This window comes from Zobellia uliginosa, assembly GCF_018860745.1.
In the GTDB taxonomy this organism is placed as follows: Bacteria; Bacteroidota; Bacteroidia; order Flavobacteriales; family Flavobacteriaceae; genus Zobellia; species Zobellia uliginosa_B.
On the sequence record NZ_JAHKPY010000014.1, the window covers coordinates 638668 to 654422 of the forward strand.

Sequence of the window (15755 nt, forward strand, 5' to 3'; positions counted from 1 at the left end):
GCTTCTCAGAATATTTAGTTGATATTTAAGAAACACGGTCTAGAAATAACGTATTTATACAGGCTCTAGTATCAAATAGTTAAAATTTCTGATGGTATGTAACTCTGTGTTTTATTATTTGGGAAAATTGATATGGTCTAATCTGGTTGTTCTATTTCTGTAGTTAGCCCAAAATAGGTATTTGAGCGAATTTTTGGCAACAATCGATAAGGGGTTTCCTGTAACACAGCAAATTGCTTAAATTTGGGCTTTTTGCAAATTATACCCCCCAAGAATACATGAAAAATACAAACCTACCCTACACTGACATTGAAGTCAGCAAAATTTGCCTTGGTACCATGACCTGGGGCAAACAAAATACGGAAGAAGAAGGGCATGAACAGATGGATTTTGCCTTAGATAATGGTGTAAATTTTTTTGACACAGCAGAACTATACCCTGTTCCTGCGCATCCTGACCGTCATTCGGCAACCGAAAAAATAATTGGAACTTGGTTCAAGAAAAATGGGAATCGCGATAAAGTTATACTAGGTACCAAAATAGCAGGTAAGGCCGAGTTTACAAAATTCATACGAACCAATGGATTTTCTCCAGATGCTATACGTAGTGCTGTTGAAGGCAGTTTGGAGCGTTTGCAAACTGATTATATTGATTTATACCAGTTGCATTGGCCAGAAAGGAATACCAACTATTTTGGGAAAAGAGGTTACAAGCATGATATTTCCGATCATTGGAAAGATAATATCCATCAGGTTTTGGAAACCATGCGTGATCTCATTCGTGAAGGAAAGATCAGACATGTGGGCATATCTAACGAAACCCCGTGGGGAACCATGCGTTTTTTGACCGAAAGTAAGGTTCACGCTGGTTTGCCAAGGGCAATAACGATTCAAAATCCATATAGTCTTTTAAATCGTCAGTTTGAGGTGGGCCTTTCTGAAATTTCTTTGCGAGAAAAAATAGGTCTTTTAGCATACTCTCCAATGGGTTTCGGAACCCTGTCCGGAAAATATTTAGGAGGTATGAAACCTGCTACCAGTAGAATTACATTGTTTCCTAATTATAACAGGTATAGTAATGATCCAGCTATAAAAGCAACAGAAATGTACCATGAGCTTGCTCAGAAACACGGGCTGTCTATGGCGCAAATGGCTTTAGCTTTTGTAAATACAAGACCTTTTTTAACCAGTACCATCGTTGGGGCGACCTCCATAAAGCAGTTAAAGGAAAATATAGAAAGTATAGACCTAAAGTTAAATGATGAAGTGCTAGAAGGTATTGAGGCAATACATAATTCTATTCCTAACCCTGCACCGTAAATAAATAGTATGTTTTTTTTAAAAGTAGGTTTTGGGCAATTAATTGTAATAGTGGCGGTAATCCTGATAATCATGGTTACTGCCCGTATTATGCGGGATAAAAGGTAAAGTTCCTGATTAGTAATTAGTCTAGTCAAAAAGAGCATTGACCATATCTTCTATTTTGGAGACTAAATGCACTTCTATTTTGGTGTTCTTTAAAGTGATTTTGTTATTCTTGGAAACGTAAATAGCGGTGAAACCAAGTTTTTCAGCTTCAGATATTCTCTGGTCTACACGCTGTACGGGTCGAATTTCCCCTGCAAGACCAACTTCCGCAGCAAAACACACCCCTTTTTTAATAGGAATGTCTTCATTACTAGATAATATGGCGGCAACAACGGCCAGGTCAATAGCAGGATCATCAACAGAAATACCTCCGGTAATATTTAAAAAGACATCCTTTGCGCCCAATTTAAAACCGGCACGTTTTTCGAGCACTGCCAAAAGCATATTAAGGCGCTTGGCATTATAACCCGTGGTGGAGCGCTGTGGGGTCCCATAAACCGCCGTACTTACTAAAGCTTGGATTTCTATCATTAGAGGGCGCATGCCTTCTACGGTAGATGCTATGGCAGTTCCGCTGAGTCCTTCATCATTTTTAGAAACCAGTATTTCAGAAGGATTGTTTACTTGTCGTAGTCCACCTCCAAGCATTTCATAAATACCCAATTCTGCCGTGGACCCAAACCTATTCTTTAAGGCCCTTAGGATTCTATATACGTAATTCCTGTCGCCTTCGAACTGCAGAACAGTATCAACCATGTGTTCCAAAATCTTAGGTCCCGCAATGGAGCCATCTTTTGTAATATGGCCTATTAGAATAACCGGGGTGTTCGTTTCTTTTGCAAATTTGATGAGTTCTGCGGTACACTCACGAACTTGGGAAATACTTCCTGCAGCAGATTCAATATAATCCGAATGCAGGGTTTGTATGGAATCTATAACCACAATATCAGGTTCGGTAGATTCTATTTGCTTAAAAATATTTTGTGTTTTGGTTTCGGTAAGGATAAAGCAAGTTTCGCTGTTGGGATGAATTCTATCTGCCCTCATTTTAATCTGCTTCTGACTTTCTTCACCAGAAACATAAAGTGTTTTATAAGGTAGTTTTAAAGCGATTTGTAGGAGGAGCGTACTTTTTCCCACGCCAGGTTCTCCGCCTAGTAAAACCAATGCTCCGGGTACAAGACCACCACCTAGAACGCGGTTAAATTCCAAATCAAAAGTATTTAGTCTAAGCTCCTTTTCTGTGCTAATTTCATTTACACGCAAAGGTTTTGCTATTTTCTTAGAAGCAGTAGTGCTTGGCTTCCAGCTTGTTTTTTCTTCTTTTTGAATGACTTCTTCAACTACGGTGTTCCATTCTTTACATGCGGAACATTGTCCTACCCATTTGGCATATTGGGTGCCACAGTTCTGGCAGAAAAAAGCGGTTTTTGTCTTGGCCATATCTCAATTTGAAGATTGGCCTTAAAGGTAAAACTTTGTTTGATAATTTATGGTGTGTACTTTGCGATTTAGTATCCAAAGTCAGCTTTCAGTGCGTCAATCTTTTCCAGCGCCATCTCTTTGGTCAAGAAATCGATCTCATCCATTGCAAATGCTTTTTCAAAAGTTTTGAATGCTTTTTTCGGCTCACCTATTTGCTCGTAATATTCACCTTCAAAATAGAAACCCATCATGGTATCGGGGAATTCTTTTTTACAAAGTTCAGCAAGGGGTTTTAAAGATTCTACATCTTCCTTTTTCCGGCATGCGGCATAAATTGCCATAATATCATTCAGGTCAACTGTTTTTTGAACTCGGAACAGGTCTTCTATACTTTGGTATTTACTTTCCAAATATTGAAAAACAGGCTCTTCGGAAGTTAAAATTTGCTGTTTGTATTCTTTTGGACTAATTGGTTTGAACATACCAAAAATGTTATCAAAAGCTTTTCCTAGTCCGTAAGTAGCTATGGAAATATGGTCAGCACCATCATATTGCTGAAAATTGTAATGAAGCGATTCTTTGTCAATTGCCTTAATGGCTTTATCCATCTGAAGCACACGTGGAGTATTCTTGTTTTTTTCGGCCTCTACTATCAATTCATAGAAAATCTGTTTGTCAAATGCCGCCAAACGTGCAGGGACTCTGGTTTCCATTTCTGGAGCTAAATCAGGTGAAATATTTACATAGGCATTAAACAATGAGTTTTCCTTAAATAACCAATAGTTGGTAAAATTGGCGGTTATATCATAACCTACTATCATCTTAAAAGGCGCTGTACTATAATTAAGATCTAAATAAGGTATAATTTCCATACCTAGGAACTCAAAGAATTTTTTGGCTTTTTCGGAAGGAAGTCCTGAGTCTGGGTCATAAGCGCAGTCGTCAAAACGTATGCTTTTTTTGCTTTGTTCCACGCCAACAATTATACTAGCGGGCATACCATGAAACTGGTTATAAAATTTAGCGTTGGCCACAACTTGATCAAAAAGATATTCTCCGTCTAGAACAACAATTAAGGGGTACTTTTTTTCTTTATCGTAATCTTCAGGGAAGTAATATTTAACATCTCTTCGTTCTTGAAGTTTGAAAGATTCAAAAATCTCTTGTGTAACTTGTGCGTTAAGGCTAGCGCATAGCAGACATGCAAAAAAGGTGAGTTTGCGTAACATGGTTCAGTTTTAGGATCCAACGAAACCTTAACGGCTTCTGTTGAATAACGGTAATACCAGAAAAGATATTGCCCCAAAAACAACGATCATTAGAGTTTGTGCTATCCACATAATCCATCCAAAGGCATCACCGGATACCGCACTTATGCCAAAAATGGTCAATGCACTGCTTACGGCAATAGGGTATAGGCCAATACCTCCGTTGGTAGCTGTCATAGCAAAAGACCCTGCTACAAAGGCAACCATGAGCTCACTTAGAGATAATCCTATGGTTTCCGGTACTGTAAATTTAATGACCCAGAGCATACCAATATAACAACCCCAGATAAAAAGAGTATGCAATACAAATGCCCATTTCTTTTTCATTTTAAAGATGCTGAAAACACCTTCCAAAAGGCCTTTAATAAACCCTTTTATCTTGATGGCTATTTTGTGTGTTGATTTTTTAATGAACATAAAGAAAAGAACCAATCCTACGAGTCCTGCTCCCATTAATAATAAGAGTCCTTTTAAGTTAAATCCTTTATTTTGGAGAAAACCCAAAATACTATCGGTCTGTAAAATTAAGGTGAGACCAATTAGAAGTAAAAGCATGATCACGTCAATGACGCGTTCTGTTACAATAGTGCCAAAACCCTTTTCAAAAGGTACATTTTCATAGGTTGTAAGAGCGGTGGCCCTAAGAATTTCTCCTGTTCTAGGAATACCCAAATTTGCAAAATAGGCCATTAAAATTATAAATACATTATTGATAATTTTAGGTTTATAGCCTAAGGGTTCTAGCAGGTAATTCCATCGTATGGCTCGGGAAAGATGCCCGAGAATACCAAGTAATATTGAAATGCTCACCCAAAAAAGGTCTGCTTCTTTGATGTAGAAGATGATTTGAGATCGGTCTTCCGGAGAAGTTTTATAATAAGAGTACCAAACTAAAAAAACTCCCAAGGCTATTGGGAGTGCAGTTTTTAGAATTTTTTTTATTTTTTCGTTCAAGGCTACTTCAGCAAGTTAGTGTCTTCGTTAGGAAATACCAATGCGGGATTAAACGTCTTAGCTTCTTCAATATCCATTCTACCATAGGTGATAAGGATAAGAATATCTCCGGTGGCAACCTTTCTGGCCGCAGCACCGTTTAAAGTAATCTCTCCGCTGTTTCTTGGTCCTGGTATAGCGTAAGTTTCAAGACGCTCGCCATTGTTGTTATTTACAATCTGTACTTTTTCACCTCTTATAATGTTGGCTGCATCCATCAAATCTTCGTCAATAGTTATGCTGCCAATGTAATTTAAATCGGCTCCGGTAACTTTTACACGGTGTATTTTAGATTTTACAACTTCTATTTGCATGGGATAAAGATAATTAATTAGAGAGCAATATTGTCTATTAGTCTAACTCCGCCAGCATAAACGGCAATAAACGCTCTATATTTTAGGTTTTCGTTTTTTCTTGTAACTGGGCTAAGTGTTTCTACATCGGTTATTTCAATGTATTCCAACTCTAAATCTACATGTTCTTTAAACTGATTTTTAACCCAATTCAGTACATAATTAGCACTTTCCGTGCCAAATTTTTCCTTGGCAGCTAGTAGTGTACTATAAATGAACGAAGCTTTTTGTCGTAATTCTTTAGATAACCTTTCGTTTCGTGAACTCATGGCCAAGCCGCTGGTCTCCCTAACAATTGGGCAGCCTATTATTTCAACTGGTATATGCTGTTGTTCAACAAGTTTCCTTATAATTTGCAGTTGTTGAAAATCTTTTTCCCCAAAATAGGCGCGATTGGGCTTAACGAGTGTTAGCAGTGCCTCAACAATTGTACCTACGCCATTAAAATGGTCGTCTCTATATGCACCTTCCATAACGGTATCCAAACCTTCAAAATCATATTTTTTAGCCTCGATTTTATGGTCATATACTTCATCTGCAGAAGGGGAAAATACAACAATACCTTCTGAAACATTGGAAAGCAAGTCCAAGTCCGCATCCAAAGTATTCGGATATTTTGCTAAATCTTCCTTATTATCAAATTGTGTAGGGTTCACAAAGATGCTTACCACAACGGTATTATTTTCACTCACTGCCTTCTCTACTAGAGAGGCGTGTCCTGTGTGAAGTGCCCCCATAGTGGGGACCAGTCCTAAATTTTCATTTTTAGACAGCGAAGAAATGTAATTTGAGAGTTCTTTTTTGGTTCTGAATACCAACATAGGTTTGGTTTAAAAGCGAGCAAACTTACTATAATTACTGCTAATCTGTAGAATTTTTGTAATTTTGCACGCACGTTGCACCAAATAAATAAAAAAACATTGCATATATGAATGGTAAAAAGATATTGTTCGTATCATCGGAGTTAGTACCTTATCTTCCGCAGAACGAAGTTTCCCTAATGTCTTATGAAACTCCTAGAATGGTCAACAGCAATGGCGGCCAAATACGGATTTTTATGCCGCGATATGGCAATATCAACGAGCGTAGACATCAACTTCATGAAGTTATACGTTTGTCGGGCATGAATTTAGTGATTAATGATATGGATATGCCTTTGATTATTAAAGTGGCATCCATTCCTCGCGAGCGTATTCAGGTCTATTTCATAGACAACGATGAATATTTTAAGCGTAAGGCTACGTTTACAGATGCGGAAGGAGCTTTGTTTCCTGATAATGATCAGAGAGCTATCTTTTTTGCTAAAGGTGTAGTTGAAACGGTTAAAAAATTAAACTGGTCTCCGGATATTATTCACGTTCATGGATGGTTAGCCTCTTTGTTACCTTTATATCTCAAAAAATATTATGCAGATGAACCTTTGTTCGATGCTAGTAAAATTGTTACTTCAGTTTATAGTAAGTCCTTTGAGGGCGAGCTAGATTCTGATATGATCAAGAAGGTTGCTTACGATGGTATTCCAGAAGATAGTATACAAGCGCTTAAAACTCCTACCTATAATAATTTGTTAAAGGTTGCTGTAGATAATTCAGATGCCGTTATTTTAGCGGCGGAAGAAATTCCGGAAGATTTACAGAGTCATATTTCCAACCTTGAAAAACCTGTGTTGCCATTTGTTTCCTTGCAAGAATTTGAGGAGGCCTATGCCAATTTTTATAACACTGAAGTTTTAAAATAGCCCGAATGATTTTTTTGAACAGATTGAAGCTCCCTGCTCTTGCAGTACTAATATTTGCTACCATCTTTACATCTTGTGAAGAAGATTTAACAACCGTAGGCTCAGGTGTAGTAGGCGGAGAGCCGTTCAAGAATGATAAGGCTGTGTTTGATGTTTTTGCTTACAATAAGAAGATAAAAGCAGTTGCAACAAATAAATTACCTATTTATCAGCTAGGGGTTTATGAAGACCCTCTTTACGGAAGAACAGAGGCGAAAGTAACAACTCAAGTTTTATTGCCTAGTGATAATCCTACTTTTGGATCATATTCTCAAGAGCAAGAGGAGACAGAGAATGCTGATGTAGCTGCCCAAATTCCTGAAAACGAAACCGTAGAATCTGTTTATCTTTACATACCATTTTTGACAAATCCAACTGGAGATGCAGATGGGGATGGACTTATTGATGAGTTGGATGATAAACCATTGGATCCGAACAGTGATACTGATGGAGGGGGTCTTACAGATGCTCAGGAAAACACAAGAGGCTCAAATCCGCTTGATGAAACTGATGACTCAGATGATGCTGGGTTTGTGGCTAACCAATTTGCTAAAACTTTTGATTTAGACAGTATTTATACCAATAGTAGACTATATGACAAGGCAACTGATGAAAATCTGACCTTTAATTTAAAAGTTCAAAGGTCTACATTCTTTATGCGTGATTTGGACCCTAATGCTAACTTTCAGGAGGCACAGGAGTATTATTCTAATCAAGATCTAGCCTCCAATTTTTTTGGCGAGACTATTTATGATAGCGCTACGGGAAATCCTTTGTCCATAAGTTCAGATCAGATAGCTGTGGCTAAGCAAGATGATGAAACTACAGAGGATGTTAATGAATCTACACAATTCAATTACTTGTCTCCTGGCATTCGTGTTGAGTTGGATAAAGCTTTCTTTCAAGAAAATATTATAGATAAAGAGGGCTCAACAGAACTCTCTAGTCAAACCAATTTTAAAGAATTTCTAAGAGGTTTGCATTTTACACTTTCAGAGGGAAGCCAGGATTTAATGTTTCTATTTAATCTCAAGGCAGCTAATATAACGGTTACTTATAAATATGATAGTGCAGATACGGACGGTGTGGTTTCTCCTCAGAGTAAGCAAAAAGATTTGGTACTTAATTTTTTAAGTGACTCTTTTAGTTCAACTACCGGGCAACTTACCAGTACTGATGGCAACGCAGCGAACACTTTTATCAATGAATCGTATCCTGTGGAAATAATGGACAATTTAGATACTGAAGAAAATGCATCTAAAATCTATTTGAAAGGTGGAGCAGGTTCTTTTGCTGAAATAAAATTATTTGATGAGATAAACAGTAGCACGGTTATCAAAGAAATCAAGGCTAATAACTGGATTATAAATAATGCAAATCTTGTGTTTTACATAGCTGATGATAATTTAGGAGCAGAGCCACAAAAATTATATTTATATAATACGGAGACTAATACAAGTTTACCATTGTCTGCCACAGACGCTACCGGGCAACTGGCGGAGTATGATGGAGCTTTGACAACTTCTACTGCAGGAAAAGGAATTAAATATTCTGTAGACGTTACTACGTATATCAATGGACTCGTTTTGGATGATGGCGAAAATGTGACCTTAGGGCTTACAACTACCCCTAACTTGTTTTTAGCAACTAACTCAAGTGCCATGTTAGAAAACGGTGATGAGCAACTATTGCCTGTTGCAAATACATTGTCCCCACTAGGCACTGTTCTGTATGGCAGTGCAGTAGATGCAGCGAATGCCGATAAAAAATTACAACTTGAAATTTTCTACACCGAAACCAACTAATTTTTATACAAAACAACTACCCTAATTTTCTTTGCGTGAAGTTATACTTGTAGATGGTGAGATTTGCCTTACTATACCAATTAACGATATTTTTCGTTTTATAAGCGTGTCTTAAGGGTATTTGGCTAGCTTCCAGTACATTTGCGACAAAGTGATTATTTTCCCCAATTTTTAAATTAACGTATACAGTATGTGTGGAATAGTAGGTTATATAGGTCATAGAGAGGCCTATCCGATTATCGTAAAAGGATTACAACGTCTTGAATATAGAGGATATGACAGTGCAGGTGTTGCTGTTTACGATGGAAAAGATATAAACTTGGCTAAAACCAAGGGTAAGGTAGAGGATTTAAAGAAAAAGGCAGAAAGTACCATTTCAATAGAAGGGAAATTAGGTATTGGTCACACACGTTGGGCTACTCATGGTGTGCCAAATGATGTTAACTCTCATCCCCATTATTCTAATTCAGGTGATTTGGTAATTATCCATAACGGAATTATCGAAAATTACGAATCTATAAAGAAGGAATTAGTCAAGAGGGGCTACACTTTTGAGTCTGATACAGATACAGAGGTTTTAATCAACCTTATTGAAGAGGTTCAGAAAACTGAGGATGTAAAACTAGGTAAGGCAGTCCAAATAGCTTTAAATGAAGTAGTAGGCGCATATGCTATTGCTGTTTTTGATAAAAAGAAACCAGATGAGATAGTGGTTGCCAAATTAGGTAGCCCATTAGCGATCGGAGTTGGTGAAAATGAGTTTTTTATAGCTTCAGATGCTTCTCCGTTTATCGAATTTACCAATAATGCAGTGTATCTTCAGGATGAAGAAATGGCTATTGTTAGGTTAGGTAAGGAAATCAAGCTACGTAAAATTAAGAATGATGCTGTAGCATACCCAAATATTCTGGAACTGAAAATGAATATCGAGGAGATTGAAAAGGGTGGTTACGATCATTTTATGCTTAAAGAGATTTATGAGCAACCAAGAGCAATTTTAGATACCTATAGAGGAAGATTGCGTGCTGCTCAAGGCCTTATAAAAATGGCCGGTATTGATGAGAATTTGGAAAAATTCATGAATGCCAACCGTATAATTATTGTGGCTTGCGGTACTTCATGGCATGCAGGATTAGTTGCGGAATATATATTTGAAGACCTGGCACGAATACCCGTAGAAGTAGAATATGCTTCTGAATTTAGATATAGAAATCCTGTAATTACAGATAAAGATGTGCTTATTGCTATTTCGCAATCTGGTGAAACAGCAGATACCTTGGCGGCTATTAAGTTGGCAAAAGAAAAAGGAGCGTATGTGTTTGGTGTGTGTAATGTAGTAGGTTCTTCCATTGCGCGAGAAACGGATTCTGGCGCTTATACACATGCTGGTCCCGAAATTGGAGTAGCTTCAACCAAAGCTTTTACAACTCAAATAACGGTTCTTACCTTAATAGCACTAAAGTTAGCGAAAGAAAAAGGTGTTTTCTCTCAGTCTAGATTTCACGAATTTTTAACTGAGTTGGAAACTATCCCTTCCAAAGTAGAGAAGGTTCTAGAGAGCAATGCACTAATTGAAATCATAGCTGATGTTTATAAGGATTCTACCAACTGCCTATATTTAGGTAGGGGCTATAATTTTCCTGTAGCTTTAGAAGGAGCTTTAAAACTTAAAGAGATCAGTTATATTCATGCCGAAGGTTACCCTGCGGCAGAAATGAAGCACGGACCTATTGCGTTAATAGATGAGCAGATGCCAGTTTTTGTTATTGCCACTAAGAAAGGGCATTACGAAAAGGTGGTTAGTAACATTCAGGAAATCAAATCAAGAAAAGGAAAGATAATCGCTATAGTAACCGAAGGCGATACGCAGGTAAAAGAACTTGCGGATCATGTAGTAGAGGTTCCAGAGACCTTAGAGAGTCTCACACCGTTATTGACTACTATCCCACTGCAGTTGTTGTCATACCATATTGCAGTAATGCGTGGTTGTAATGTGGATCAACCTAGGAACTTGGCAAAATCAGTTACTGTGGAATAACAGCTGCAAAATATGAATTGCTTTTACAGGCCCCGACGCAAGTCGGGGCTTGTTCGTTTTAGTGAATATGTAATTTGAAGGGGTCTTTTTTACGAAAAAAGTATTATGCATGCATAATTTTTTTCATTTTATGATTATTGGTCAAAAAAAAAATGTAACTTCGGATCACTAACATTTTTAACTTAAACTTAACATGAGAGCAATACTGTTTTTAGCCTTGCTGTTAGCGACTAGCTTCGGGTTTTCGCAAACAACGGTAAACGGAAAAGTGGTAGATCAGAACAGTCAGCCCGTACCAGGCGCCAATATCGTAATCGAAGGAAAAGCGATTGGCACAACTACGGATTTTGACGGTAATTTTAGTTTAGAAACTTCTGAGACCCCCCCTTTTCAGTTAAGAATTACCAGTATCGGATATTCCGATACAACAGAGGAAGTTACCTCAAACAATCAAACTTTGACCATTGTAATAGATGAGTCTCAAACATTCTTAGATGAAGTCGTCATATCGGCTTCTAGAACGCCTGAGCGTATTTTTGAATCACCGGTTACCGTAGAGAGAATTGGCCTTTCTGAAGTGAAGAATACAACCGCTGCCGATTTTTATGGTGGATTGGAAAATTTGAAAGGAGTTGATGTAAATACAAATAGTTTAACTTTTAAATCCGTCAACACAAGAGGTTTTGCTTCTTTTGCAAATACACGTTTTATGCAACTTGTAGATGGTATGGATAACTCTACACCCGCTTTGAACTTCCCTATTGGTAACTTGGTGGGTATGGTTGAAACAGATGTACTAAGTGTAGAATTGTTGCCAGGTGCTTCTTCCGCTTTATATGGAGCAAATGCCTTTAACGGTATTTTGTTCATGCGTAGCAAGAATCCGTTCGATTATGAGGGTATAAGTGTATCTATTAAAAGAGGAATAACTTCTCAAGAAGCTGCTGGAGATAATTCTTATACTGATTTTGGTATCCGGGCGGCATATAAATTCAGTAATAAATTTGCAGGTAAAGTTAATTTCGGATATTTAAAAGGAACTGACTGGGCTGCAAATAACCAAGATGATAAGATTACACCGGGAGGAACAAGGGATAATTTAAACTATGATGGCGTTAATGTCTATGGGGATGAGGTTTCTACAAATATTAAAGAAGTTGCACTTACTTTAGAAGGCTTAGGTGTGTTGCCTTCAGGAGCAAATGCATTAGTTCCTTCTGAAGTAGTTAGCAGAACTGGTTATAGTGAAGGTGATCTTACAAATTATAATGCAGAAAGCATAAAAGCCGACTGGGGTTTATATTATAGACCTATTGAAGGTAAAAGTTTAGAGCTTTCCTACGTAGGTAAGGTGGGTACGGGTAATACTATTTATCAAGGTACGAATAGATATAATATAAAAGGCTTCTTCCAAGAGCAGCATAAGCTTGAAATCAGAAACGATAACTTTTTTGTGAGAGGCTATGTGGTAGGGGATAAATCAGGGGACTCTTATGATATGGTATTTACAGGTATCAATATTAACAGAGCATGGAAAGATGATAATACTTGGTTTGGTGAGTATGCCGGAACATATGTGCAGGCTACTTTAGGAGGAGCTACAGATGAGCAAGCACATGCTGCCGCTAGAGCTCAAGCAGAATCAGGACGATATCTACCAGGCTCACCAGAATTTCAAGCAGCTTTTAATAGAAGTGTTGCTGATCCAGATTTATCTACGGGGTCTAAATTTCAAGATGCCTCAAAATACTACCATGCAGATGGTAACTATAACTTTAGTCATTTAATTGATTGGGCGGAAATTCAAGTTGGTGGTTCTTTTAGAGAATACGACTTAAATTCTTCAGGGACCATTTACACAGATTTTGACGGTCCTATTGGATATTCTGAGTTTGGTATCTATTCTCAAGTTCAAAAAACACTTCCTTTTGAAGGGGATAAGAGCTTAAAACTAACAGGTTCTATCAGATATGACAAATCAGAGCTTTTCGATGGTTTTTTCTCTCCTAGGTTATCCGCGGGTTATACGTTAAATAGAAATCATAACATTAGAGCTTCTGCACAAACAGGATTTAGAAATCCTACTACTCAAGATTTATTTATTGGCTTAAATGCTGGTAGGGCCATATTAGTCGGTTCTGCAGAAAGTAATTTAGATCGTTATTCAAGAGAATATCAAGTAAGTGCTAGTGGCCAAGGTTTGGGACAGCCTTCTGAAATTACGCAAACTGGTGCTGCAGCTTATTCCAATTCTTATTCCGCGGCATCTGTAACCCAATTAGGACAGACAGGAAACCCTGCTGACCTTGAAGTTGCCAATCCAGATTTAGTAAAGCCGGAAAAAGTGACATCCTTTGAAATTGGCTATAGAGGTAAGATAGATAAGCTTGTTATAGATTTCAGTACGTACTATAACAGTTATGAAGACTTTATTTCTCAAGAAGTTGTAGTTTCTCCTTTTTATGGTGAAGCAGGGGATGGCGCTCTTTCAGTTGCGTCAATAGCTAATGGAGATTTTCAGGCATATAGCACATATACCAATACGGAAGCCAACGTTAATTCGTACGGGGCTTCTTTAGGGCTTAACATGAAAGTGTTTGGGAATTTCAATTTAGGAGGTAGTTATACCTTTACTAAACTAGATTTTGACCGCGATGCTAATCCAGATGTTATGCTGAATTTTAATACTCCGGAGCATAAGTTCAAAGCATCTTTTGGAAATGAGCAGTTATTTGAAAATTTCGGATTTAATGTGTCATACAGATTTAGTGATGATTATTTCTGGGAAGCTACTTTTGGTAACGGTGTTATTCCAGAGTTTCATGTAGTTGATGCACAAATCAATTATAATGTTCCAAGTATCAAATCTTCTTTTAAACTAGGAGGTACAAACCTTACAGGTAAAGAGTACTACACAGCATTTGGTACAGGAAATATTGGGTCTATGTACTACTTATCTTGGACAATCAATAATTAATTTTTTAATCCAAAGTTCAAAATGAAAAACTTAAAATACATATACATCACTTTAGGTATCTTGGCTTTTACGGCTTGTAATGACCCTGAAGATGTTGACCTTGAGCCAGAGGTAATGGCAGAGGCACTTGTTGAATTAGATGCGGGCTCTGCAGATTTTTCAACTTATGTTTCTCTAGGAAATTCGTTAACTGCAGGTTTTACGGATAATGCACTTTTTCAGGCAGGTCAAGCTAATTCCTTTCCTAATCTTCTTTCAAGTAAATTTGCATTGGCCGGAGGCGGTGCTTTTTCCCAACCTTTGATGAATGATAATATCGGAGGCTTGTTGGCGGGCGGAACACAGATAGAGGGCCTTAATCCAAGGTTGGTTTTTGGCGGTGCCGGACCAGTTGATTTGGAAGAGGTTGTTGGGCCTATTGTTCCAACAACGGATATTGCGTTGAACAACCCTACGGGCCCGTTTAACAATATGGGTGTTCCGGGTGCAAAGAGTTTTCATTTGCTTGCTCCTGGTTATGGTAATATTGCAAATTTAGCAGCCGGACTGGCCAACCCTTATTTTGTTAGAATGACCGGATCTACTCCTGATGCACGCGTATTGGAGTTGGCAATGGCGCAGTCGCCAACTTTTTTTAGTCTGTGGATCGGTAACAATGATGTATTGGGTTATGCCCTTTCAGGTGGTGATGGCACAAATCCTATTTCGGACCAGCCCACTTTTGATCTAGCCATTAATACCCTTGTGACCACTTTAACATCTGGTGGCGCAAAAGGTGTAATGGCAAACATTCCTTATGTAACATCTATTCCGCATTTTACAACTGTTCCACATGACCCAATTGACCCTGCGGAAAATGGTTTTGCAGATCAGGTTCCAACTTTAAATACAGTTTATGGGGCTTTGAATCAAGTTTACAATGCCATGGGCGAAACAGCACGTGTAGTAGTGTTCTCTGACTCTTTGAATAATTCGGTAGTAATTAAGGACGAAGCTTTAGCTGACATCTCAGCTCAGATTACAGGTGCTTTTAATGCTAACCCGGCTTTCCCTGCGTTTGTAACGCAATTAGGTTTGCCCGAGGCAGCTGCACCTTTGGTGGCTAGTCTTTTGGGGACGGCCTACGGTCAGTCAAGACCAGCAACTGAAAACGATTTGTTGGTTTTGCCGAGTAGTAGTATTATAGGTAAAGTTAATGAGGAGTCTTTTGCGTCATTATCGGCAGCAAATCTTCCACCTGCAGTTGCCGGACAATTTTCTGTTGAGGGTATTACTTTGCCGTTAGCGGACAAATGGGTGTTAACGCCAGAGGAACAAGATGAAATTAAAATAGCTACAGATGCTTTTAACGCTACCATTTCTTCTGCTGCATCCGGAGCAAGTTTAGCTTTTGTAGATGCAAATCAATTGTTGCAAGATTTAGCTCAGGGAGGCGTCACCGATGGAGATTTTACCTTAACCGCTAATCTAGTTACAGGTGGAGGCTTTTCTTTAGATGGTGTACACTTAACGGCAAGAGGTTATGCTTTGATGGCAAATGAATTCATGAAGGCGATCGACGCGGCCTATCAATCCAATTTTGAAGCATCAGGCTCATTGTTCAACATCGGAAACTATCCGACGAACTACTCGCCTACATTGCAATAGAAATAGATTTTTCCTATGTTTTATAAGGCATCATTTAATGGTGCCTTTTTTTGTGCTGAAAAAAGAATAAAAAGTAGTTTACAATTCGAGTTGAAAAACATACCT

The 15755-nt window shown here is 38.1% G+C and carries 11 protein-coding genes; 6 read left to right on the forward strand and 5 right to left on the reverse strand.

Translation table 11 applies throughout. The features are described from left to right. Positions 1 to 278 precede the first annotated feature (278 nt). Positions 279 to 1319 (forward strand): aldo/keto reductase, encoded by a 1041-nt coding sequence (locus KO521_RS17635; RefSeq protein WP_215941223.1) that lies wholly within the window; start codon positions 279 to 281, stop codon positions 1317 to 1319. Between the two features lie 129 nt (positions 1320 to 1448). Here the strand turns inward: KO521_RS17635 and radA are convergent, their stop codons facing one another. The 5 genes from radA to panC form a co-directional block, all read right to left on the reverse strand. Continuing rightward, positions 1449 to 2810 carry a DNA repair protein RadA gene (radA, locus tag KO521_RS17640; protein ID WP_215941224.1) on the reverse strand — a complete coding sequence of 454 codons (1362 nt, stop codon included), beginning with the start codon at positions 2808 to 2810 and terminating at the stop codon, positions 1449 to 1451. A 68-nt stretch (positions 2811 to 2878) separates the two neighbouring features. Beyond that, positions 2879 to 4021, reverse strand: a complete 1143-nt coding sequence (locus KO521_RS17645; protein WP_215941225.1) for an alpha/beta hydrolase — start codon at positions 4019 to 4021, stop codon at positions 2879 to 2881. A gap of 27 nt (positions 4022 to 4048) precedes the next feature. Continuing rightward, the gene (locus KO521_RS17650; RefSeq protein WP_215941226.1) at positions 4049 to 5014 is read right to left on the reverse strand and encodes a lysylphosphatidylglycerol synthase transmembrane domain-containing protein; all 966 of its coding nucleotides are present in this window, start codon (positions 5012 to 5014) and stop codon (positions 4049 to 4051) included. Between the two features lie 2 nt (positions 5015 to 5016). Continuing rightward, positions 5017 to 5367: an aspartate 1-decarboxylase gene (panD, locus tag KO521_RS17655; protein WP_215941227.1), complete on the reverse strand. Its 351-nt coding sequence runs from the start codon at positions 5365 to 5367 to the stop codon at positions 5017 to 5019. Between the two features lie 17 nt (positions 5368 to 5384). Beyond that, entirely contained in the window at positions 5385 to 6227 is an 843-nt protein-coding gene (gene panC / locus KO521_RS17660) for a pantoate--beta-alanine ligase (RefSeq protein ID WP_215941228.1), read from the reverse strand. Between the two features lie 107 nt (positions 6228 to 6334). Here panC and KO521_RS17665 point away from each other — a divergent pair, with 107 nt between their 5' ends. The 5 genes from KO521_RS17665 (at position 6335) to KO521_RS17685 (ending at position 15650) form a co-directional block, all read left to right on the forward strand. Beyond that, a complete protein-coding gene (locus KO521_RS17665; RefSeq protein ID WP_215941229.1) occupies positions 6335 to 7144 on the forward strand; it encodes a glycogen/starch synthase in 810 nt (269 codons plus the stop codon). A gap of 5 nt (positions 7145 to 7149) precedes the next feature. Beyond that, positions 7150 to 8988 carry a DUF4270 domain-containing protein gene (locus tag KO521_RS17670; protein ID WP_215941230.1) on the forward strand — a complete coding sequence of 613 codons (1839 nt, stop codon included), beginning with the start codon at positions 7150 to 7152 and terminating at the stop codon, positions 8986 to 8988. Positions 8989 to 9178: 190 nt separating this feature from the next. Beyond that, entirely contained in the window at positions 9179 to 11026 is a 1848-nt protein-coding gene (glmS, locus tag KO521_RS17675) for a glutamine--fructose-6-phosphate transaminase (isomerizing) (RefSeq protein ID WP_215941231.1), read from the forward strand. A gap of 193 nt (positions 11027 to 11219) precedes the next feature. Continuing rightward, complete coding sequence (locus KO521_RS17680) at positions 11220 to 14003, forward strand: TonB-dependent receptor (protein ID WP_215941232.1); 2784 nt, start codon at positions 11220 to 11222, stop codon at positions 14001 to 14003. 21 nt (positions 14004 to 14024) lie between these two features. Continuing rightward, positions 14025 to 15650 (forward strand): G-D-S-L family lipolytic protein, encoded by a 1626-nt coding sequence (locus tag KO521_RS17685; RefSeq protein WP_215941233.1) that lies wholly within the window; start codon positions 14025 to 14027, stop codon positions 15648 to 15650. The last annotated feature ends 105 nt before the right edge of the window (positions 15651 to 15755 follow it).

What these genes read in the sequence shown, in the direction of transcription:
- KO521_RS17635 (WP_215941223.1), top strand. Translation starts at nt 279, where the DNA reads ATGAAAAATACAAACCTACCCTACACTGACATTGAAGTCAGCAAAATT.
- radA (WP_215941224.1), bottom strand. Translation starts at nt 2,810, where the DNA reads ATGGCCAAGACAAAAACCGCTTTTTTCTGCCAGAACTGTGGCACCCAA.
- KO521_RS17645 (WP_215941225.1), bottom strand. Translation starts at nt 4,021, where the DNA reads ATGTTACGCAAACTCACCTTTTTTGCATGTCTGCTATGCGCTAGCCTT.
- panD (WP_215941227.1), bottom strand. Translation starts at nt 5,367, where the DNA reads ATGCAAATAGAAGTTGTAAAATCTAAAATACACCGTGTAAAAGTTACC.
- panC (WP_215941228.1), bottom strand. Translation starts at nt 6,227, where the DNA reads ATGTTGGTATTCAGAACCAAAAAAGAACTCTCAAATTACATTTCTTCG.
- KO521_RS17665 (WP_215941229.1), top strand. Translation starts at nt 6,335, where the DNA reads ATGAATGGTAAAAAGATATTGTTCGTATCATCGGAGTTAGTACCTTAT.
- KO521_RS17670 (WP_215941230.1), top strand. Translation starts at nt 7,150, where the DNA reads ATGATTTTTTTGAACAGATTGAAGCTCCCTGCTCTTGCAGTACTAATA.
- glmS (WP_215941231.1), top strand. Translation starts at nt 9,179, where the DNA reads ATGTGTGGAATAGTAGGTTATATAGGTCATAGAGAGGCCTATCCGATT.
- KO521_RS17680 (WP_215941232.1), top strand. Translation starts at nt 11,220, where the DNA reads ATGAGAGCAATACTGTTTTTAGCCTTGCTGTTAGCGACTAGCTTCGGG.
- KO521_RS17685 (WP_215941233.1), top strand. Translation starts at nt 14,025, where the DNA reads ATGAAAAACTTAAAATACATATACATCACTTTAGGTATCTTGGCTTTT.